The following is a 20877-nucleotide window of genomic DNA, read 5'->3' as shown; positions in this document are numbered from 1 at the left end:
TTTGGAAAAGAGCCCGGAATGCCGGCCCAGCCAAAAGTCACCAAAAGGGCCCTTGCCGCAACGCTCGGTATGCCCGCAATCCGACCGTGATTTGGGGGGCCGCCCAAGATCAAAAGCACGATCATGATCAAGGGCGGCTTTAGGCATGCTGCATTCAAGGCCTCCATCGCTGGCAAGCCGGCGCCTACAGGTTATAGGTGGCTACCAGTCATAGGTCAGGCTCGACACCACCGTCCGCCCTTCCCCGTAATAGCAATCCAGATCACTGGTGCACTGCGAGACATAGGTTTTGTTGGTGAGGTTTTGCACATTCATCGCCAGTTTCACGCCCTTGAGTTTGAGCGGCGAACGGCTCAGGTCGTAGCTCAGGCTGGCGTCGTAGACGCTGTAGGACGGCACGCTGAAAGCGCCCTCGTAGTAGTCACCCAGGCTTTGGCGCGCATAGCGTACGCCCAGGCCTGCGCCGAGGCCGGCCAACGGGGTGTCGCCGAGCACGCTGTAGTTGACCCACATCGAGGCGGTGAGCGGCGAGATGCCCGCAGGATGGCGACCTTCGCGGCCGTCGTTGTCCTTGGTGTATTTGATGTCATTGCGCGAGGCCGAAGCGACGATGTCCCAGGCATCGTTGAGAACGGCCTTGGCTTCCAGCTCCACGCCCCGTGAGCGCATGGCGCCGCTTTGGGTGCTGTAGGTGGTATCCACCGGGTTGGTGGTGAGCACATTCTCCTGGTCCAACTGGTAGACCGACACCTGCACGAAGCTCTTCTGGCCAGGCGGCTGGTACTTTACGCCGACTTCGTACTGGTTGCCGGTCGAGGGTTCGAATGGCTTTTTGTTGGCGTCAGTACCGGCCAGCGGCAGGAAGGACTCGGTGTAGCTGACGAAGGGCGCCACGCCGTTATCGAACAGGTACACCAGGCCTGCACGACCGGTAAACGCCTGGTCTTTGCTGGCGAAGCGGGTGTCGGTCAAGGGCTCTTTGTTGACCACATTGGCCCAGTCATAGCGCCCGCCCAGTACCAATGCCCATTTATCCAGCTTGATCTGGTCCTGCACGTACAGGCCGGTTTGGGTGATGGTACGGTCCCAGCGGTATGGCTGGCCAAAATTCAGGCGCTGGCCGTAGACCGGCTTGAACAGGTCGATGATCGGCGGGTTGCGGTCATACAAGCCGTGGAACAGTGAGTTTGAATGGTAGTAATCCAGGCCGAAGATCATCGTGTGGGACAGCGCGCCCGTGTCGAATTCAGCCTGGGCGATGTTGTCCACGCCGAACACTTTGTTGTTCTGCGCCCAATCCACGCCAAAGCGTTGCAGGTAGCGTTGGTCCTGCACGCCAGTGGCTGGGTTGGCGACAAAACGGTAGCCGTGCAACGGCGCGGTGTAGCGGTCGTCGACCTCGGCATAGCGGGCGTTTTGCTTGAGGGTCCAAGTGTCGTTGAGACGATGGGAAACCTCGTAGCCCAGCACGTATTGCTCGCGGTTGTACTGGTTGACGCCCGGTTCGCCGATGAACAGGTCACGCTTGATCTTGCCGTTGGGGTTGTCCCACAGCGTGCCGGACGCTGGCAGGCCTTGGGCTTCGGGCACGCCTTTGTCTTTCTGGTACTGGGCGAACACTGTTACGCGGGTGTCATCGCTGGGCTGCCAGGTCAGACTGGGGGCGATGAACTGGCGTTTGTTTTCGACGTAGTTGATTTCGTCCTGCCCATCGTTGGCCAGGCCGGTGAGACGGTAGAGAAACTGCCCCTGCTCATCCAGCGGGCCGCTCAAGTCGATGGCCGCGCTTTTGTGCTCGTAGGTGCCTGCTTCCAGCACCACTTGGTGGATCGGGGTTTCGCTGGGGCGCTTGCTGACCATGTTGACGATACCGCCAGGCTGGTTCTGCCCGTACAGCACGGACGCCGGCCCCTTGAGGACCTCGATACGCTCCAGGGAATACGGCTCGATCTGCAACGCACCGCCGGTACTGCCGCCGCCGTAGGGCAGGTGCAGACCATCGAGGTACAGGGGAGTGGGCGAGAAGCCGCGCGAGGTCGGTTCATCGAACAACTTGACCCGATCGGCGAAACCGCCCGCCGTCATGCCAGGGGTGTAGAGCAACGCCTGGGTGACGCTTTGCGCTCCGCGCGCCTTGATCTCGGCGGCGGTGATCACGTTGATGGTCTGGGGGATTTCCACCAGCGCCGAATCGGTCTTGCTGCCCGAAGCACTGCGGGTTGCAACAATACCTTCCACCGGCCCCCAGGCGCTTTCCTGCGTTTGCTGGCCGCTGATTTGGGTGGCACCCAGCTGTAACGGCCCGCCCTCGGAAATGGCCTGCAACGACCAACCACCCTGGGATTGCACTGCCACCAGGCCGCTGCCCGCCAACAGCCGCTCCAGACCGGTCCCGACCCCAAAGCGCCCTTGCAGGCCGGTACTGCGTTTGCCTTCGGTGAGCGTGGCATCCACCGACAGCAAAATGCCTGAGGCGCTGGCAAAGCGGTTCAGCGCCTGGTCAAGGCTGCCGGCAGGAATGGAGTAGCTGCGCAACGCTTCAGCACTTTCTTCAGCGTGGGCCAGCGTCGGTAGCAGCGGCACCGTCGCCAGCAGGCTGACAAACAAGCCACGGCGCAGCGCGCGGGCCAAGGGTTGGATTGGGTGGTGCGGCATTGCAGGACTCCCCGTGAGATCGCTTCTTGATTGGCTTTCAAGAGGTATCCCGAACGGGACGCAGAAACCGACAAGCGCGCGTGAAAAAATGTTCAGGCTCGCGCCTTGATCGTCACCCAATAGCGCGTGACCGCCTGTACTTGCACCGGTAGCGAGCGCTCCAGCGCCGCGAGGATTGCATCGGTATCGTTCAGTGGGAACACGCCAGTGAGCAGCAACCCCGCCACCGCCGGGTCACACCGCAACAGCCCCGGACGATAGCGACTCAGTTGCGCGACAAACTCGCCCAGCGGCTGGCGTTCGGCGATCAGGCGGTGCTCGGTCCAACTGCTTGCGTTGGCGCTCATCGCTGCCAGTACCCTGCTTTGCTGCGGGTTGAACCACAGGCTGTCGCCGGCATTCATCTGCACTGGCGCGCCATGCACCGGGGTGACCCGCAGGCGGCCTTCGTACAGGTCGACGCGGCTGCCGTCGGGCAGCTCACGCACGGCAAAGCGGGTGCCCAGCGCCTGCACATCGCCCGCCGGGGTTTCGACGATCAATGGGCGAACGGGGTCGTGGCCGCTGGTCAGCAGGACTTCGCCGCGGATCAGGCGGATGCGCCGCTCGCTGGCGCTGAAACGCAGGTCGACGGCACTGTCGCTGTTGAGGTCCAGGCGCGTGCCGTCACTGAGGGTGACGTGGCGAATCTCGCCGGTGTGGGTGCGATACTCGGCGAAGGCCGCGTGCCAGGGTTCGCTGCGTTGCACCAGGTAGCCACCGCCGCCGGCCATCAGCAGCAGGCCGAGCAGCTTGAGTGCGGCGCGGCGCTGGGTGTCGGGGGTGTCGCGCAACACGGCACGGGCACTGTCGGCGGGCACGTTGCCGAAGGTTTGTTGCAGCTGCTGCAGACGCTGCCAGGCACGACGATGCTCGGGGTCGGCAGCCTGCCATCGGGCAAAGGCCTGGCGTTGTTCGCCTTGCAGTTCGCCGCCCCATTGCAGCATCAACCACTCGCTGGCTTGCTCGACAACCGCCGGGGCGATGGGCGCGTCGTGTCTCATTCTTCGTAGGCCACCTGGTAGCAGGCAATAATTGCGCGGGTCATGTACTTCTGCACCGAGCTGACCGTCACGCCCAAGCGTTCGGCGATCTGTGCATAACTCAAGCCTTCGAACTGCGACAGCATAAACGCCTGGCGCACATTGTCGGGCATGCGATCGAGCATGGCGTCGATCTGCATCAGGGTTTCGAGGATCAGCGCGCGGGTTTCCAGGGACGGCGATTCCGGCTCGGGCAAGTGCGCAATGCTTTCCAGGTAGGCACGCTCGATACGCAGGCGCCGCCATTGGTCGATCACCAGGTTGCGTGCGATCTGCGCCAGGTAGCTGCGGCTTTCCTTGTCGCCGGGAAAACGCCCGGACACCAACAGGCGCAGGAAGGTGTCCTGCGCCACATCGGCCGCATGCTCGCGGTCGCCCAGGCGCTTGCGCAGCCAGCCTTGCAGCCAGCCGTGATGGTCGCGGTACAGGAGGTGAAGCTGATGCTGGCCGTCAGTCGCGGTGTCCATGAAAAGCTCAGATACACTATTGAGAGCAATTATCATTACACCTTATTTCGCGACTGACAAAAACTCTTTGCCGTTCAGCGCCCAGCGGTTTGCAGCGGGTACACCGATTCCCAACCGCCGCCCAGCGCTTTGTACAGCCCAACCATGGCCAGGGACACGCCGGTTGAGCTCTCCACCCACTGCTCCTGCGTGGCCAGCAACGCGCTTTGCACGGTCAGCACGTTGACGAAATCCACCACGCCCTCGACGTACTGCTGTTGCGCGGTGCTCAGGGCAATCTGGTTCTGGCGCACGGCTTCGGCCAGGCTATCGCGACGCAATTGGCTGGCGTTGTAGCGGGTCAACTGGTCATCGATCTCATGCCAGGCACGCAGTACGGTTTGCTGGTACGCGAGCGCCGCTTCCTGTTGTTGGGCCTCGCGCAGGTTCAGCATGCCTTGCAGGCGCCCACCATTGAACAGCGGCAAGCTGAACTGCGGGCCGAAGGCAAAGGCGCGGGAGCCCCAGGAACCAAAGTCCGAGAGTTGCATGGCCTGGGAACCGAGGCTGCCGGACAAGGTGATGCGCGGGTAGAAGTCGCCCTTGGCCACGCCGATGTTGGCGGTGGCGGCGTGCAGGCGCGCCTCCGCCTGGCGGATATCCGGGCGGCGCTCGGCCAGTTCCGACGGCAGGCCAATGGCGACCTGACGCTGGGTTTGCGGCACGGCGGCGTCCTTGGACAGCTGCGCGTGCAGGGCCTGCGGCGGCTCGCCCATCAACAGGCTGAGGGCATTGATCAGTTGGTCCTGGCGCTGTTGCAGATCCGGCAGGCGCGCTTCGATGGCGGCGACCTGGGCGGCGGCTTCGGCGACGTCCAGATCCGTCGCCACGCCGTCAGCCAGGCGCAATTGCGACAACTTGAGACTGTGGCGGGCGACGTCGAGGTTTTGTTCGGTGACGGCGCGGGTGTTCTGTACGCCGCGCAATTGGATGTAGTCCTGCGCGGTCTCGGCGAGTACCGACAACAACACCGCGCGGCGGTCGTCTTCGGCCACTTGCAGGGTGGCGTCGGCGGCTTCGGTTTCGCGTTTTACCCGGCCCCAGAAATCCAGCTCCCAGGAGGCGGAGAAGCCCATGTCCCACTGGTTGAACGCCGAGCGGCCGTTCTGGCCGGACGGGTCGCTCAAGCCTTTGCCGCTGTTGCGCTGGCGCAGGTAGTCACCGTTGGCGTTGACGTCGGGGTAACGCTCGGCGGTGGTCACCTGGCGCACCGCACGGCTTTGTTGCAGGCGACTGCTGGCCAGTTTCAGGTCCAGGTTATCGGTGAGCGCCCGACGTGTGAGGGCCGAGAGTTGCGCGTCGTGGAACACATCCCACCAGCGTTCCTGCAAGGGATCGCTGACGGCACGGCTAGCCGCCTGGCGGCCCTGGGGCTCGCTCCATTGCGAGACTTGCGGGTTCTGGGGCTTGTGGAAATCCGGCCCGACCGTGCAGGCGCTCAGGCTGATAAGGCTCAAGGTGAGCCAGGCAACTCGCTTCATTGCTGGGCCACCTCACGCTGCTTCGCCACTGGCTGGGTGTCGACGCTGGCTTCTACCGACATGCCGACCCGCAGGCGCTCGGTATGCGCCTGGTTGGGTTCGAGAACGATCTTCACCGGGATGCGCTGTACCACCTTGGTGAAGTTACCCGTGGCGTTATCCGGCTTGACCGACGCGAAGGTCACCCCAGTGGCGGGCGCCAGGCTTTCCAGATGACCGTAGAGCAACTCACCGTCGAGGCTGTCGACACGCACCTGCACGGGCTGGCCGGCGTGCATGTGGGACAGCTGGGTTTCCTGGAAGTTGGCCACCACATACGCGTCTTCCAGCGGCACGACCGCCAGGATCTTGCTACCCGGCGTCACGTAGGCGCCAACCCGCACCGCGCGCTCGCCGACCATGCCATCGACCGGCGCGACGATGCGCGTGTAGGACAGCTGGTAACTGGCCAACTCCAGCGCAGCCTGGGCACGCTTGAGTCCACCTTCGGCGGCATCGCGCTGGGCGGTGAGGATTTCCACTTGCTTGCGTTCGGCCGCCAGCACCGCCGTGGCATTCGCCAGGCGCGCGGTGGCCTGGTCGATGCGGGTCTTGGCTTGCTGGGCGTTCTGCACGGTGCCGGCGCCGACACCGGCGAGGTGGTTGTAGCGATTCAGTTCGTGTTCGGCGAAGGCCATTTCGGCACGGTCCGCCGCGACGGTGGCCTGGGCCTGGGCGATCAACGAGCTTTGGCGCTCGAGGGTGGCGGTGGCGTTTTTCAGTTGGGCCCGGGCGACCAACGCATCGGCATCGGCAGCCTGGGCGGCGGCACGGAAGTCGCGGTCGTCGATCAGCGCCAGCAGTTGCCCGGCCTTGACGCGCTGGTTGTCTTCCACCAGCACCTCCTTGATGAAGCCAGCGACACGTGGCGCAACCAGCGTGAAGTCAGCGGCGACGAACGCGTCGTTGGTTGTCTGGCGCTTGCTGCCCAACATACCCGGCGCGACCAAGTACACCAGTACGCCGACGGCGAACACAGCGATGACGGAGACGGCAATTTTGTCTTTGCGTTTCATGAACAGTCCTTTCAATCAAGTCGGTGCGCGAGGCGGGAAAATCCGCGTGGGCATCCAGAAAATCAGCAGGATCAACGCCACCGCGGCGGCGGCCATGACGTAATAAAGGTCCGAAGAGGTCAGCACCACGGCCTGCTCGTGCAGGCGGTGCGCCAGGCCCGACGCGTCGCCGTCGGCCAGGGGTGAGTTGCCCAGGCGGTCCACCAACATGGTCGAGTGGAAGTGCAGGCGCTGCGTGGTCAAGGTATCGAGCACGCCCGTGGCGACCACGGCGGCCAGCCCCTTGATGGTGTTGAACCAGGCCGATGCAAACGGGCCGTCCATGGGCTGGATGCTGCCGGTGGACAGCATCAGCAGCGGCAACACGGCCATCGGTTGTCCGAAGATTTGCAGCAGGTAAAGGCCGTAGAAGTCATCGCGAATCCATGCCGAGGTCAGGTGCGCGCTGCCCACGCAACACAGCACCAGCATGCCCAGGCCGATCCCCAGCACCCAGCGGCAGTCGACCCAGCGCAGGTTGCACAGCGCCGCCACCATTGGCAGCGCGATCAACTGCGGGATGGCCATCAGCAGCATCACCGGCGCGGTTTGCAGCGGGCGATAACCCTGGACCTGGGCGAGAAAACTCGACGGGATGATGATCACCGAGGTCAGCACCATCAGCACGCCCGCCAGCACAATCAGGGCGAACGACAGGTTGCGCAGGCCGAGCATCTGCAACTTGAAGAATGGTATGGGCTGCGACCACTCGTTCACCATGAACAGCACCAGCAACACACTGCCGCCACACAGCAGGAAGGTGATCAGGCCTGACTCGAACCAGTCCAGGCGGTTGCCTTGCAGGATGCCGATCACCAGCATGCAGATCGCCGGGAAGCCCAGCAGCAGGCCACGCCAGTTGAACTGCTTGAAGCGCTCCAGGCGCAGCGGATCCTGCGGCAGCCCGTAGGCCACGGCGACCATGGCCAGCAGGCACGGCGCGACGATCTGCCAGAACGCCCACTGCCAGCCGACGTACTCGGTCCACAGCGCTGCCAGTGGCGTGCCCAGGCTCGGGCCGAAAGTGGCGGTGAGTGCGTAGCCAGCCAAGCCGTACAGCTTGACGTTGGCCGCCAGGAACCGCAGTGCCGCGGTCATCAGCATCGGCGGCAACGCGCCACCGGCCAGGCCTTGCACAGTGCGCAGTACCAGCAGGCTTTCGTAGTTCGGCGCGAACGGACACAGGATCCCCAGCACGGTGAACACGCCGATGGCGCAGAGGGTGAAGCGGCGCAGGGAAAAGGTCACCGAGCACCACGGCGCAAAGGCCATGGCCGACACGGAGGTGGCGGTGTAAGCCGCGACCAGCCAGGTGCCTTCGTCAAAGCCGATGTACAGGGCGCCGCGAATATCCGCGAGGGCCACCTTGGTGACCATCTCGTTGAGACCGCAGACCAGCACCGCCAGTAACACGCCGACCAGCCCGATGATGATCCGCGTCCCGAATACAGGTGGGGTCATGGCAGTAGGCTTGGCTGCGGCCGCGAGGGTGGGGGCAGCGAGGGAAGTCATGAACGGGTAACTCGGAATGGTAAATACCCGAGCAGTTTAATCAGGCACAAACATGACAAAAAGTTACTTGTTGGCAGGTTATAACTGCACCAGACGCAACAATCATGACCGACACAAACTGCGTGCGGGGGGTGGTTTGCCTGGGATAGCGGTGGGTCAGTGACCCATTTGGATCAGCCAGGCCGCAATCCCAGGCAAGCCAGCGCCGACATTCACCGCATTCACTTCAGGTAGGTTGGGCTTCGAGCCAGGTGGCGTGGCAACTTTCGCGCATGGTTTCGCGCAGCCATTTGTGGGCGGGGTCCTTGTCGAATCGCGGATGCCAGGATTGGGCCAGGACCAGCGTCGGCAGCGAGATCGGCAAGGCGAACGCGCGCAGTGGCAGTTTAAGGCGATTGGCGCTCAACAGCGCTTCCTTGGGCACCGGCAGCAGCAGGTCGGAATCGGGCAACATGAACATCGCGCCATGAAAGCCTGGGGCGATCATCGCCACGCGGCGCTCCAGGCCCTGGGCATTCAGCGCGGTATCGATCGGCCCGCGCGCGATGCCGCGCCGCGAGATGCTGATATGCGAGTAGCTGGCAAAACGTGCCGCGGTGATTTCTTCATCGAACAACGGATGGTCTTCCCGCGCCAGGCCGACGAAGGTGGTAGAGAACAGGTTCTGCACCTTTACTTCGGGGCTGACCGGCATGGTGTTGCTCACGCGCAGATCCAGGCGCCCTTCGCGCAGGGCCTCGTCGTCGGTGTCGCCTTCGGGCACGAAACACAGCTCGCACAGCGGCGCCATGCGCTCCATGGTGTCGAACAGGCGACCGCCATACACGCCGATAAAAAAGTCATTGGCGCGCACGCTGAAGCGGCGGCGCAAGGTGCTCAGGTCGACCTGATCCGCCGAGCGGAACAACAGCGCCGCCTGCTCCACCACGTTGCGCACCTGGCCTTGCAACTGCAGGGCCTTGGGCGTGGGCACCAGGCCGCGACCGGCACGTACCAGGATCGGGTCGCCCACGGCTTCGCGAATACGCGTCAGGGTGCGGCTCATGGCCGCCGGGCTCAGGTTCATGCGTCGGGCGGCGCCGACCACGCTGCCCTCGTCGAGCAAGGCGTCGAGGGCGACCAGCAGGTTCATATCCGGTAGTTGCATGCCAAGCACTCGTGATCAACGGGGCGTAAATTGAGCGCAATCGTAGCAGGCTTTACAGGTAACCCTTCACGTTGCGAGGCAGGTAGTCCGCGTAGGTGGCCTTGGGATGGGCCTGGCATTTGCGCACGATGTCCGGCAGGGCGTTTTCCAATTCGTCGGCGCGCGCCAGGCCTTCGTTGTAGTCGCTCTTACCGCTCAATGCCGGGAACATCACTGCGACTCGGGTAATGGCAAAACTCTTCATCGCGATCAACGGACGGGTGGGATGTTCGCGACGGAACTGGCTGACTTCTTCGGTCAGCGCGCTGCAGGTTTGGTAGGTGGTTTGGGTAAAGGTCAGGTGAGTCGTTTCCTTTCTCACCGGTTCGGGTGTGAACACCATATCGTTCTGCGCCTCGAGCACTGCGGGCCGTTCGGCATCCACTGTCCAAGGCTTGAAACGCCAGAGTGTGGCCGCCGCGACGGCGGCTTCACCAAAGGCCGGCTTGGTGGCACTCAGCGCCTTGACGTCGCTGACCGTACCGTCGTTATGAATATTCAGGCTGATGCGTGCGTGCCCCTGGGTAGTGATCAGGTGGCCGGGGTAGAGCGGCTTGGGCATGGTGACGACTTCAGGCACGAATTGCGCCATGACCGAAGTCGACAACAACAAGGCCGCCGCCAAAACAAAAAACCGCATCGTCGTAAATCCTTTTACCGGGCACATGTGACGCCAAGGCGACGTCAGATGGTCGGTATTATCGAGTTCACGGCGGGCAAAGAGCAATCATTCCTGTTTAGCGTTGCATGCCCCAACGCTTTACAGTGAGCCGCTCAAAGGTGTCGAACACCAGGTTTTCCACGAGCAGCCCGATCAGGATCACCACCGCCAGCCCGGCAAATACCTTGTCGGTGTAGAGCTCGTTGCGGTTCTGGAAAATGTACCAACCCAGGCCCCCCTTGCCGCTGGTGGCACCGAAGACCAGCTCGGCGGCGATCAGCGTGCGCCAGGCAAACGCCCAGCCGATCTTGAGGCCCGCAAGGATCGACGGCAGCGCCGCCGGAATCAGGATGAACAGCACGAATCGCATGCCCTTGAGGCCGTAGTTGCGACCGGCCATGCGCAGGGTTTCAGACACGCCGAGGAACCCTGAATAAGTGTTGAGCGCCAGCGCCCACAACACCGAATGCACCAGCACGAAAATCAGGCTGTTCTGCCCCAGGCCAAACCACAGCAGCGCCAGCGGCAGCAAGGCAATTGCCGGCAACGGGTTGAACATCGAGGTCAGGGTACTCAACAAATCACGGCCCAGTTGGGTCGACACCGCCAAGGTCGTCAGGGCAAACGCCAGCACGATGCCGATCAGGTAACCCTTGATCAGCACCACCAGCGAGATGCTCACCTTGCTCAGCAGTTCGCCACTGAGCAGGCCGTCGTAGAGTGCGTGAAATGTCTGCAAGAAACTCGGCAGCAGCAGGTCGTTGTTCTGATAACGCGCAACGGCTTCCCAGAGGATCGCGAGCACGATCAGGATCAGCCCCTTGCGCAACCAGCCTTGTTGCCACAGGCGCTGGCGCAGGGGCAGTTCACGTTCAACGGGAACGCTGAGCAGTGGCTCGAGGGTGATTTCATATTCCTGGCGCATGGGTTGTCCCTTCAGTAAGCGATGCGGATATCGGCGAAACCCAACTCACGTTCGGCCTCGGGCGCTTCATCGAAAAGCAGGCGATGAATGCGCCGCGCCGACGCCTGGAACTCCACGCCACCGAGGCTGTGCAGGTCATATTGATGGCTGTGGATTTCGGCACGCACGCGCCCGGGATGGGGCGACAGCAGCAGGATGCGATTGCCCACCACCAACGCTTCCTCGATGGAGTGGGTAACGAACAACAGGGTGAAACGCACCTCCTCCCAGAGCAACAGCAGCTCTTCCTGCATCTTGCGCCGGGTCAGGGCGTCGAGGGCGGCGAAGGGTTCGTCCATCAGCAGGATTTTCGGCTGCATGGCCAGGGCACGGGCGATGGCGACACGCGCTTTCATACCGCCGGAAAGGGTGTGTGGATAGGCGTCGGCAAAGGCCGTGAGGCCGACTTTGTCGAGGTAGTGCAACGCGCGTTCTTCGGCTTCGGCGCGCTTCAGGGTTTTCGAGGCCAGCAGCGGGAACATCACGTTCTGCTTGACGGTTTTCCACGGCGGCAGCTGGTCGAATTCCTGGAACACGACGATCCGGTCCGGGCCAGGTTGCTCGACCTTTTGCCCCAACAGGCGGATCTCGCCCTCGCAGGGTTTGATAAACCCGGCAATGGATTTGAGCAAGGTGGACTTACCGCAACCCGAAGGGCCGAGCAGCACGTAGCGGTCGGCTGGGTCGATCTCGAAACTCACCTGGTGGGTGGCCCGGACCACGCGCTCGGGGGTGCGGTATTCCAGGCTGACGTTATCCACCGCCAGTAAAGGGCCGGCGGTGTGCAGGTTGCTGGCCGTGTGGCCTTGCAAGGGCGCGTTCATCTCAACTTCCTTGCAGGGGCTTGGCGTCCTGGAAGAAGTAGTCCTTCCACGATTCAGGCTTGTTCTTGATGGCGCCGACGCGGTAGAGGAATTCCGCCAGCGGGTAGGTATTTTTCGGTGTGACGCTGAATTCGAACTGCGGGTTGTCGATGATTTTAAGCAGCTCGGCGCGGTCGATCTTGGCCTTGGTCACGCGGATGTAAGTATCGGCCGCAGCGCCTTTGTCGTTCTGGGCAAACTGCGCCGCTTCGGTCAACGCCTCGACGAACGCCTTGTAGGTTTTCGGGTTGTCGTTGCGGAACTTCTCGGTGGCGAACAGCACCGTCGGCGAGTTCGGGCCGAGCAGGTCGTAGGTGTTCAGCACCACATGCACGTTCGGGTTGGCCAGGGCCTGGTCCTGGAACGGTGGGTTGGAGAAGTGTCCGGTCAGTTCGGTGCCGCCTGCGATGAGCGCGGCGGTGGCATCCGGGTGCGGGACGGCCACGGTGTACTTGTCGAGGCGATTGAATTCCTTGTCACCCCATTGCTTGGCCGCCGCGTATTGCAGGAAGCGCGACTGTACCGACACGCCCACCGCCGGTACGGCAATACGATCTTTCTCGGTGAAATCGGCGATGGTCTTGACCTTGGGATTGTTGCTGACCAAGTAGTACGGGAAGTTACCCAGGGAAGCGACGGCCTTGACGTTCTGTTTGCCGTGGGTGCGGTCCCAGATGGTCAGCAGTGGGCCGACACCGGCACCGGCAATGTCGATCGAGCCGGAGAGCAGCGCGTCATTGACGGCGGCGCCGCCAGACAGTTGGGTCCAGTCGACCTTGATGTCGATACCTTCCTGCTTGCCGTATTTCTCGATGAGGTTCTGGTCGCGTACCACGTTGAGCAGCAGGTAAACGATGCCGAACTGTTCGGCGATGCGGATCTCACCTTCGGCCTGCGCGGTGGCCGGTGCAACCAGGCTACCGGCCAAGAGGCTGACACCCAGGCCGACGGTCGCGGCCAGCCGTGCGAATGGAATGTTCCTGGACATGGTCATGCTCCGATCAGAAAGGCGCGTCGCCCTGGATGGTGGTACGAAACAGCTTGCGGCGCAGATGACTAGGGCAGCCAGCAGCCAGGTGGATCAGCGAACGGTTGTCCCAGAACACCAGGTCATGGGGCTGCCACTGGTGGCGGTAGATGTTCTGCGGCAACACACTGTGTGCGTAGAGTTGGGCGAGCAGGTCCCGGCTTTCGTCTTCCGGCAGACCAACGATGCGGGTGGTGAAACCTTCACTGACGAACAGCGCTTTGCGGCCGTTTTCCGGGTGGGTGCGCACAATGGGGTGCACGACTTCCGCGACCTGGGCAAGCTGCTCGGGCGTCAACGTGGGGCGCCAGTTGCCTTCGAATTTGGTTTCGCTGTAGCGCGCGGTGTAGGAGTGGGCAGCACTGCGGCCTTCGACGGCTTTGCGCAGGTGCTCGGGCAATTGGTCCCAGGCTTTGTGCATGTCGGCGAACAGGGTGTCGCCGCCTTCAGAGGGCAACTCCTGGGCGTGCAGCATCGAGCCCAGGCTCGGCAGTTCTTTATAGGAGAGGTCCGAATGCCAGAATTTGCCCGCGTCACCCAAGCCGATGGATTGGCCGTTTTCGATGATGTTCGAGACGATCAGGATTTCCGGATGGTTGGCCAGCAGGAACTGTTTGAGCACATGGATCTGCAGCACGCCGAATCGACGGCTGAAGTCGATTTGTTGCTCGGGAGTGATACGTTGATCACGGAAAACCACGACATGATGGTCCAGGTGCGCGCGATGAATGCGCACGAAATCTTCGTCGTTGACCGGACGGGTCAAATCGAGGCCGACGATCTCGGCACCGACGCTGCCGGGAAATGGGCGAATCTCGAAGGTTTGGGCGGTAGGGATCGCTGTTGGAACAGTAGAGGCGGCGGACATGAGTTCACTCCCGGTCAGACAGGAGAGTGACTTTATAGATATAAGAGCGGCGGTTTAAATACCGTTAATGAATATCTATAGATGGGAACGTTGCGGTGAAAACTCGGCACCGGTCTGCGCCATGGGATAAATCGGCGAAGCGAAACGTTAAGTTCATAGCAACATGACACCAGGCTGTAAGACATCGCAGAAACGCAATGTGGGCGCCAAGAGCCGCGTGTTTAGCCGCTTACAAGCCGAAAACCTTGCCGTTTGACAAGCCGCCAGGCAGCCTCTAGTGTGCATTGGATCCAATTATCCAACCATTGTAACAAGGAGGATAGCGTAACCGTGACGCAGAAGCCGAACCCTTTGAACAGCATCAAGATCAGCGGTCCTATTCCCGCCCATCTTGCTCGCTCCGTAATTGAAGAAACCTTGCGCAATGCCATTCTCGATGGTCGATTGCCGTGCGGTACCGCCATGCGCCAGCAAGAACTGGCCAGCCTGTTCGGTGTCAGCCGCATGCCGGTACGCGAGGCCTTGCGCCAGCTCGAAGCACAGTCGTTGCTGCATGTGGTGACGCACAAGGGCGCGGTGGTGGCGCCGCTGATCGAAGACAACTCGGCGGAGACCTATGCCCTGCGCATGCTGCTGGAGTCTGAAGCCCTGCGCTTGTCGGCCCCGCTGCTGACTGCAGACGATATTGCCGAGGCGCAAGCCTATATCAATGCCCTGGAACGGGAGAAAGACTACACCGAGATCGGCCGCCTCAATCGACTGTTTCACATGGTCCTGTACGGCAAGGCGCCTAACCAACGGCTACTCAAGCTGGTCGAACATGGCTTGAATGAAGAAGAGCGCTTTTTGCGTTTCAACCTTGAAGCGATGGGCCTGGGCGAAACCTCCCAGGAAGATCACCGGGAACTGCTGAACCTGGTGGCGCAAAAGAAGATCGAAGAGAGCGTCCTGACACTGCGCAATCACCTGACCCGGGGCATGGAAGTGATCGCCCACTATCTCAGTGGCCTTGAAACGACCGGCAAATAGATTTCCCACCGCAACGCTGCCCCCTACGTTGCGGAGCCTCCACTGATCAGGGAGCGCTCCGCGTCATAGACCCCGATGTTAAAGCCTGATTAGATAAACCCACTGCTGTTCGGGAAACTTCCCACCTTCAAAGAATAAGTTACTCACCCCACGTAACTTCTCGAAAAAACATCTCATACACTTATAAGCTCATCCAAACGTTTAACCCGATTATTATCTCCCGCTGATCATCAAGCCTTTCAACTGACCGTGCCAGCCCACGCTTTTGGCGTGCCTTGCGCGTGGCCCGGTTGAACTCCACCTGTCTACTTCCGGCTGCAAAAGCCATCACTGCTTCACGAGCAGTCGCGACAACTTATAGGCATCAACCATGTACCCAACTTTGCTTGAACAAAAAAAACAGCAACTCTGCAGCCATTTGTTATTTGAAGAAATAACATCACTCGGCAACTTACAACGTTTCATGGAAAGCCATGTGTTTGCAGTATGGGATTTCATGACCCTCACCAAACGCCTGCAACAGGACCTGACCTGCGCGCGCCTGCCTTGGCTCCCCCCGACCGACCCACACGCCGCCCGCCTGATCAACGAGATCGTACTGGGCGAGGAGTCGGACGAGCATCCGGAGCACGGCTACTGCAGCCACTTTGAGCTGTATCGGGAAGCGATGCTCGAGGTGGGTGCCAGCACCGCCGCCATCGATACCTTTATCTCGCTGCAACGCCAAGGCTTCGACGCCCAGGCGGCCTTGCAACAGGTCGATGTACCGCATGGCGTGGCCCGCTTCGTCGAGAGCACCTTGCGCATCGCCTTCAACGCGCCTACTCACTGTGTCGCCGCGACCTTCCTGCACGGCCGTGAGAGTGTCATCCCGGCGATGTTCGAACGCCTGTTGCAGGGCAGCGGGCTCATCAACCGACAGGCTCCCATCCTGGGTCATTACCTGAAGCGTCACATCGAGTTGGACACCCAGGGCCATGAGCCAGGGGCGCAACAGTTGCTCCAACGCCTGATCGGCAACGATGCAAACCGCAGGGAACAAGCCGAGCGCGCCGCACTCGACGCCCTGGAAAACCGCATCAGCTTCTGGGACACCGTGCGGACCTCGTTGCAAAGGGTGCGCCCATGAATGCCTCTGACTACCGCCCCATTGCCGAGGATTGGGAACACCGTGCAACCATCCGCACACGCCCTCGCCGCGTGCTGGAGAACGACGACAACCTGATCTACCCACTGTGTCGCCAGCCACTCGTGGCGTGCGCGACGTTTCTCGAACACTGCTCGCAATGGCGCGACTTTGTACTGGTGCAAAGCTTCTACAAATTCATCAACGACGTGGTGATTTTCGAGACCGAGATCGTCGACAAGACCGCCCGCAGCATTGCCAAGAATCGCTTTGCCGTGCCCTTCCCCCTCGCCTGTCGCTACGACGCAATGACCATCGTGGTGGACGAGGACTACCATGCCCTGGTCGCGCTGGACTTCCTGCAGCAAACCGTCGAAATGACCGGCATACAGCCACTCGAACTGCCCACGCAAATCGAACTCGGCCGTGCCCTGCCAGCGGCACAGGCGCAGGCTCCGGCCCACCTGCACGACGCCATTGAATTGATTGGCGTGGCCATCGCCGAGAACACCGTGACCCATGATGTGGCCGCCTTCGCCAAGGACGACAGCGTCAAGTCGTCGGTCCGCGGCATGATGGCCGATCACCTGTCGGATGAAGGGCGCCATGCACAATTCTGGACACGCCTGGTACGCCTCTACTGGCAGGTGGCGAGCCCGCAGGATCGGGACAGCATTGCCCTCGTCCTGCCGACATTCCTGGCCCAGTACCTGACCAACGACCTGCAGACATCCTTCGACCTGCAACTGATCGAACACCTGGACGTCAGCCCCATCATCCGCCATGCACTGCGGGAAGAAATCAACGCGCTGGATTTCCCCATCACCCGCCAACACCCGCTGATAGGCAACATCACACGTTTTCTGCACCACAGCGGGTTGCTGCAGACACCCAGCGTGGCGCAGGCATTGGACGACTATTTGCCCCCGGCAGGGAGCGCAGCATGAGATGCCTGACCATGTGCTGGGTCGGTGTCAGCCACGCCCTGGACAGCCTGAAGCACGTGCTTGAACAGTGTGGGCATCGGTTGGGGGATGAGGCCGCCGACCTGGTAGTCGATGACGGCAGCCTGTCAGTACCGACGCGCTTGGCCGGCACCGCGCGTATCAGCCTGCGCCTGGGCATCGGCCCTCTAGGCGCACATGGACTGCCCGCCGTGCAGCTGCGTGGGTATGACCGCAACGGACGCTTGCTTGCCGCGCTCGACCTACCTGAAGTGCCCTGCGGGAACGGCCAGCGATTGCGCCTGCAAGCGACACGTGTGTTGGCCGACTGGTTTGCCTTGCACGTCAGCCGCGTTGCACGCGACCCTGCGTATTTGCCCACAGAAGCCTGCGCCACTGCGTGGCCCGAGCAAGGCATGCAGGTGCTGGAGGCGCTGGCGTTTGTGCACCGATTCAATCGCACGGCGGACCCTGCCCTGTTGCAGGCCGCCCAGGTGCCGGTGATCGAGCGCGTGCAGGCCAGCCTTCTGACCTTCGCCGAGCGGCCTGCGTTGAACAGTGCGGGCAACGTGACGACTTACCGGCAACTTCAGGCTCGGGCCCTCGCCATCCAAGAGCAACTGGAACCGCTGCTGGAGGGTAGTGAGGCTCCACCCGTGGTCGGTGTCTGCCTGGAAAAATCCGTCGCGCTGTACGCCAGCATTCTCGCGGTGCTCGGCTGCGGCGCAGTGTACCTGCCACTGGGTCCGGAACACCCACCACAGCGCCAGCAGGCCATGCTGGAGAGTGCAGGCGCCCGCGTTCTACTGGATAACGGTTGCCATCCATTGCGTGAGCGCTTCGTTTCATTGGATGTGTGCACCCTCGGCCCGCCCGCCACTGCCAGGCCTTCACGGCGCCCGCCCGCAGACCTTGAAGCACCGTGCATGGTGCTCTTCACCTCGGGCACCACGGGACAGCCCAAGGGGGTGCTGCTGAGTCAGGCCAACCTCGCCCACTTCAGCACCTGGTTTGGCCGCCAAATGGCCCTGGGCGAACACAGTCGTGTGCTGCAGTTTGCCTCGGTGAATTTCGATGCATCGCTGATGGATATTTTCCCCAGCCTGATCGCCGGCGCAGAGCTGGTTATTCCCAGCGAGGCGCAACGTCGCGACCCACAGCAACTGGTCGAGTTGATCCGCCAACAGCGCATCAGCCATGCGTTCCTGCCACCGGCGCTGCTCAGCATCCTGCCGCTGGATCAACCACTGGGCTTGACGCACCTGCTCACCGGAGGCGATGCCTGCGAGCCCTATGTGATCGAACGTCTGGCAGGCGAATGCCATCTGCACAATCTCTACGGCCCGACCGAAGCTACGGTGCTGGTCACCCATCGAACCCTGCAAGCCGGGGATGGCAATCGCAACCTGGGCCGCCCCATCGCCAACAGCCAGGTGCTGATCCTCGACGACAACCTGCAACCGGTGGATGACGAGGTGATGGGCGAACTGTACATCGTCGGTCCGGGCGTATGCCTGGGGTATTTGAATGCAGCGCAGTCGCCCGACACCCCCTTCGTGGCGCTGTCCCTGCCGGATGGCCAGACCTTGCGGGCCTATCGCAGTGGCGACCTCGCAAAGTGGACTGCCAACGGTATCGAGTTGGGCGCCAGGCGGGACGCACAGGTGAAGATCCGTGGAATCAGGGTCGAACCCCTGGAGATCGAACAGTGCCTGCGCAACAGCCGACTGTATCGCCAGGTGGCGGTGGTGATTGATGCCGCACGCAGGATTCGTGGTGTCGTCGCCCAACCGGAACCAGGCGCCACGCTTAACGATTTGAAGCAGCATGCACGGCAGTGGTTGCCGGATTACCTGCAGCCTGACGTGTGGGACGAGCGACCTCGCTTGCCTTGCTCCAGTAACGGCAAGGTGGACCGCCAGGCCTTGCTGGCGTTATCGACCCAACCGACATCGGCTAGCGCCGGGCAGGCAGCGCAAACATCCCTCCACATGCAACTGGTGGCGTTATGGCGTGAGTTGCTGCAGTTGCCTGTGGGAGGACTGTCGATTGATGACAGCTTCTTCAACCTCGGTGGGCACTCCCTGTTGCTGTCGACTTTGCTGCTGCGCATTCGCGAGCAGTTTGGCCGCAGCGTGCCCTTGAACCACTTCTTCGCAACACCTACGGTTCGTACCCTCGCGTTGCTGATGGAGAAGGGTGCGCTGCCTGCTGCCCCCTCCGGCGAGGCGGTTCGGGATGCACAACGGCAAGAGGTTGTGCAGGTACTCCCCTTGGACCGTGTAGGAGACCGCAACAACGTGATAGTGACCGGCGCCAACAGCTTTATCGGCGTGCATATCGTCGAGGCACTGTTGGCCAATGGCGCAACGCAGGTGGCATGCCTGGTGCGTGAACTGCCGGGCCAGCCCGCCACTGCGCGATTCACCCAGGCATTGAGCGAGCACCGTCTTGAGCACCTGGACATGAGCCGGGTGCAGGTTTATGCCGCGGATATCAGCCAGCCAAACCTGGGCCTGGCAGGTGACACCTATGAGGATCTTGCCCGGAACTACGGTGTGCTGGTGCACAACGCGGCACGGGTCAATCACGTGATGGACTACGCCTCGTTGGCCAAGGACAACGTCGACCCTGTGCTCGAATGCCTGCGCCTGTGTGAAACGCACTGCAAAAAAGTACTCAACTTCATCTCGACGCTGTCGGCATGCAGCAGCATCGACGCCGAGGGCCATGTGCTCGAAGTGCCTGCGACAAGCGCCCTGCCGATCTACATCAAGAATGGCTACAACGTGTCCAAGTGGGTCGCCGAACGCTGGCTGGGGCACGCGGTGGCACGAGGCTCCTGGGTGAACATTCACCGCCCGGGCAACATCAGCTTCAACAGTCGGACCGGTGTTTGCCAACCGCAGAAGAACCGCTTGATGCTGATGCTCAAGGGCTCACTGCAACTGGGCCTGGTGCCGCGCTTGGAGATCAACTTCGACCTGATGCCTGTGGACTTCTTTGCTGGGTTTGTGGCGTTCCACTGCGGCCGCTTTGACGCGCAGCGACCTGTGTTCAACCTGCATAACCCAAGGCCTTTGAGCTGGGACCACTATCTCGATGCGTACAGCCAGGCGGGCTACGCCTTCGAGCGGGTCAGTGTCGCGCGCTGGCAACGAGCACTGCGAACGGTAGGCCACGAAAACGCGCTGTTTGGCGTATTGGGTTTTTACCTGGAGGGGCTGGGCGAGGACATTGGCAATACCTCAATGATCCACTGCGACAACGCACGCCGGGGGGTTGAGGAAATGGGCGCTGACTACCCCGAGAAGAGCCCGTCGCTGCTGCAACGGGGCTGCGACTACCTCAAGGCTATCCGCTTTCTTTGAACGGCTTCAGGACAATTTCATGACATCGCTGCAACCCGATACATTGATTCGCAACCCAACCGGCACACCCATAGTGGCCTGTGTCACCGTCAACTGCGACGCCGCTCGTCTGTGGGGTCTGGTGGGTCGCTTTGCAGGCTTTGACGCCTTTATTCCGGCCCTGTCACACGTCGAAATGATGGGTGAGGGCGTGGGCGCCTTGCGCACCAAGTTTTTTCACGATGGTCATCGGGTCGTGGAGCAACTCAATAGCCACGACGACCATGCGATGTGCATGACATGGACCACGATCTACAACACATTGGGCGTGGCTCGATTGTGGGCGGCAATGCGCGTGGAAGCATTTGGATCAGGCGGTGCCAAGGCAACCTGGACGCTGATCGGCGAGGCCGCTGAAATGGCCCCGGCAGCGTTTGAAGAATTCGTGCAAACATTCGCCGACAGCGCACTGGCGAATGTGCGCCAGATGCTTGAACGATAGGAGCGAGGGGCTCGCTCCTATTCATTC

General features: G+C 61.9%; 17 protein-coding genes. 5 read left to right on the top strand and 12 right to left on the bottom strand.

Annotated features, from left to right (window positions below; genetic code table 11):
• Positions 1 to 201: 201 nt before the first annotated feature.
• The 12 genes from ATH90_RS00815 to ATH90_RS00760 form a co-directional block, all read right to left on the bottom strand.
• Complete coding sequence (locus ATH90_RS00815) at positions 202 to 2655, bottom strand: TonB-dependent siderophore receptor (RefSeq protein ID WP_034101832.1); 2454 nt, start codon at positions 2653 to 2655, stop codon at positions 202 to 204.
• A gap of 92 nt (positions 2656 to 2747) precedes the next feature.
• Positions 2748 to 3698: a FecR domain-containing protein gene (locus tag ATH90_RS00810; protein ID WP_098465519.1), complete on the bottom strand. Its 951-nt coding sequence runs from the start codon at positions 3696 to 3698 to the stop codon at positions 2748 to 2750.
• A complete protein-coding gene (locus ATH90_RS00805) occupies positions 3695 to 4204 on the bottom strand; it encodes a sigma-70 family RNA polymerase sigma factor (RefSeq protein WP_098465518.1) in 510 nt (169 codons plus the stop codon). Before ATH90_RS00805 ends, ATH90_RS00810 begins: the two co-directional genes overlap by 4 nt.
• 74 nt (positions 4205 to 4278) lie before the next feature.
• Positions 4279 to 5724, bottom strand: coding sequence for an efflux transporter outer membrane subunit (locus ATH90_RS00800; protein WP_098465517.1), 1446 nt, complete (start codon positions 5722 to 5724; stop codon positions 4279 to 4281).
• Entirely contained in the window at positions 5721 to 6779 is a 1059-nt protein-coding gene (locus tag ATH90_RS00795; protein ID WP_069021096.1) for an HlyD family secretion protein, read from the bottom strand. The genes ATH90_RS00800 and ATH90_RS00795 overlap by 4 nt, the downstream gene beginning before the upstream one ends.
• A gap of 15 nt (positions 6780 to 6794) precedes the next feature.
• Positions 6795 to 8330, bottom strand: a complete 1536-nt coding sequence (locus ATH90_RS00790) for an MFS transporter (protein ID WP_098465516.1) — start codon at positions 8328 to 8330, stop codon at positions 6795 to 6797.
• Between the two features lie 226 nt (positions 8331 to 8556).
• The gene (locus ATH90_RS00785; RefSeq protein ID WP_065899503.1) at positions 8557 to 9477 is read right to left on the bottom strand and encodes a LysR family transcriptional regulator; all 921 of its coding nucleotides are present in this window, start codon (positions 9475 to 9477) and stop codon (positions 8557 to 8559) included.
• A 52-nt stretch (positions 9478 to 9529) separates the two neighbouring features.
• Positions 9530 to 10156, bottom strand: coding sequence for a TonB family protein (locus ATH90_RS00780; protein WP_098465515.1), 627 nt, complete (start codon positions 10154 to 10156; stop codon positions 9530 to 9532).
• Between the two features lie 97 nt (positions 10157 to 10253).
• Positions 10254 to 11102, bottom strand: coding sequence for an ABC transporter permease (locus ATH90_RS00775; RefSeq protein ID WP_012721565.1), 849 nt, complete (start codon positions 11100 to 11102; stop codon positions 10254 to 10256).
• A gap of 11 nt (positions 11103 to 11113) precedes the next feature.
• Positions 11114 to 11965, bottom strand: coding sequence for an ABC transporter ATP-binding protein (locus tag ATH90_RS00770; protein WP_098465514.1), 852 nt, complete (start codon positions 11963 to 11965; stop codon positions 11114 to 11116).
• A 1-nt stretch (position 11966) separates the two neighbouring features.
• Entirely contained in the window at positions 11967 to 12992 is a 1026-nt protein-coding gene (locus ATH90_RS00765) for an ABC transporter substrate-binding protein (RefSeq protein WP_034101823.1), read from the bottom strand.
• A 13-nt stretch (positions 12993 to 13005) separates the two neighbouring features.
• Positions 13006 to 13899, bottom strand: a complete 894-nt coding sequence (locus ATH90_RS00760) for a TauD/TfdA dioxygenase family protein (RefSeq protein ID WP_034101822.1) — start codon at positions 13897 to 13899, stop codon at positions 13006 to 13008.
• Positions 13900 to 14229: 330 nt separating this feature from the next.
• Here ATH90_RS00760 and ATH90_RS00755 point away from each other — a divergent pair, with 330 nt between their 5' ends.
• From ATH90_RS00755 to ATH90_RS00735, 5 genes are all read left to right on the top strand, one after another.
• A complete protein-coding gene (locus tag ATH90_RS00755; protein WP_034101821.1) occupies positions 14230 to 14928 on the top strand; it encodes a GntR family transcriptional regulator in 699 nt (232 codons plus the stop codon).
• A 370-nt stretch (positions 14929 to 15298) separates the two neighbouring features.
• Complete coding sequence (locus ATH90_RS00750) at positions 15299 to 16057, top strand: DUF3050 domain-containing protein (protein WP_098465513.1); 759 nt, start codon at positions 15299 to 15301, stop codon at positions 16055 to 16057.
• Positions 16054 to 17001, top strand: coding sequence for a diiron oxygenase (locus ATH90_RS00745; protein WP_098465512.1), 948 nt, complete (start codon positions 16054 to 16056; stop codon positions 16999 to 17001). The genes ATH90_RS00750 and ATH90_RS00745 overlap by 4 nt, the downstream gene beginning before the upstream one ends.
• Positions 16998 to 20369, top strand: coding sequence for an amino acid adenylation domain-containing protein (locus tag ATH90_RS00740; RefSeq protein WP_098465511.1), 3372 nt, complete (start codon positions 16998 to 17000; stop codon positions 20367 to 20369). The genes ATH90_RS00745 and ATH90_RS00740 overlap by 4 nt, the downstream gene beginning before the upstream one ends.
• 19 nt (positions 20370 to 20388) lie before the next feature.
• Positions 20389 to 20850: an SRPBCC family protein gene (locus tag ATH90_RS00735; RefSeq protein WP_098465510.1), complete on the top strand. Its 462-nt coding sequence runs from the start codon at positions 20389 to 20391 to the stop codon at positions 20848 to 20850.
• The last annotated feature ends 27 nt before the right edge of the window (positions 20851 to 20877 follow it).

The sequence above is a fragment of the Pseudomonas lurida genome (genome assembly GCF_002563895.1).
GTDB lineage: Bacteria > Pseudomonadota > Gammaproteobacteria > Pseudomonadales > Pseudomonadaceae > Aquipseudomonas > Aquipseudomonas lurida.
This window is presented reverse-complemented; position numbering and strand designations above follow the sequence as displayed.

Excerpts from the sequence above, each read along its gene's own strand:
- ATH90_RS00750 (WP_098465513.1), top strand. The coding sequence starts at position 15,299 with ATGTACCCAACTTTGCTTGAACAAAAAAAACAGCAACTCTGCAGCCAT.
- ATH90_RS00765 (WP_034101823.1), bottom strand. The coding sequence starts at position 12,992 with ATGTCCAGGAACATTCCATTCGCACGGCTGGCCGCGACCGTCGGCCTG.
- ATH90_RS00790 (WP_098465516.1), bottom strand. The coding sequence starts at position 8,330 with ATGACTTCCCTCGCTGCCCCCACCCTCGCGGCCGCAGCCAAGCCTACT.
- ATH90_RS00810 (WP_098465519.1), bottom strand. The coding sequence starts at position 3,698 with ATGAGACACGACGCGCCCATCGCCCCGGCGGTTGTCGAGCAAGCCAGC.
- ATH90_RS00815 (WP_034101832.1), bottom strand. The coding sequence starts at position 2,655 with ATGCCGCACCACCCAATCCAACCCTTGGCCCGCGCGCTGCGCCGTGGC.
- ATH90_RS00785 (WP_065899503.1), bottom strand. The coding sequence starts at position 9,477 with ATGCAACTACCGGATATGAACCTGCTGGTCGCCCTCGACGCCTTGCTC.
- ATH90_RS00745 (WP_098465512.1), top strand. The coding sequence starts at position 16,054 with ATGAATGCCTCTGACTACCGCCCCATTGCCGAGGATTGGGAACACCGT.
- ATH90_RS00735 (WP_098465510.1), top strand. The coding sequence starts at position 20,389 with ATGACATCGCTGCAACCCGATACATTGATTCGCAACCCAACCGGCACA.
- ATH90_RS00770 (WP_098465514.1), bottom strand. The coding sequence starts at position 11,965 with ATGAACGCGCCCTTGCAAGGCCACACGGCCAGCAACCTGCACACCGCC.
- ATH90_RS00795 (WP_069021096.1), bottom strand. The coding sequence starts at position 6,779 with ATGAAACGCAAAGACAAAATTGCCGTCTCCGTCATCGCTGTGTTCGCC.
- ATH90_RS00775 (WP_012721565.1), bottom strand. The coding sequence starts at position 11,102 with ATGCGCCAGGAATATGAAATCACCCTCGAGCCACTGCTCAGCGTTCCC.
- ATH90_RS00780 (WP_098465515.1), bottom strand. The coding sequence starts at position 10,156 with ATGCGGTTTTTTGTTTTGGCGGCGGCCTTGTTGTTGTCGACTTCGGTC.
- ATH90_RS00760 (WP_034101822.1), bottom strand. The coding sequence starts at position 13,899 with ATGTCCGCCGCCTCTACTGTTCCAACAGCGATCCCTACCGCCCAAACC.
- ATH90_RS00800 (WP_098465517.1), bottom strand. The coding sequence starts at position 5,724 with ATGAAGCGAGTTGCCTGGCTCACCTTGAGCCTTATCAGCCTGAGCGCC.
- ATH90_RS00805 (WP_098465518.1), bottom strand. The coding sequence starts at position 4,204 with ATGGACACCGCGACTGACGGCCAGCATCAGCTTCACCTCCTGTACCGC.
- ATH90_RS00740 (WP_098465511.1), top strand. The coding sequence starts at position 16,998 with ATGAGATGCCTGACCATGTGCTGGGTCGGTGTCAGCCACGCCCTGGAC.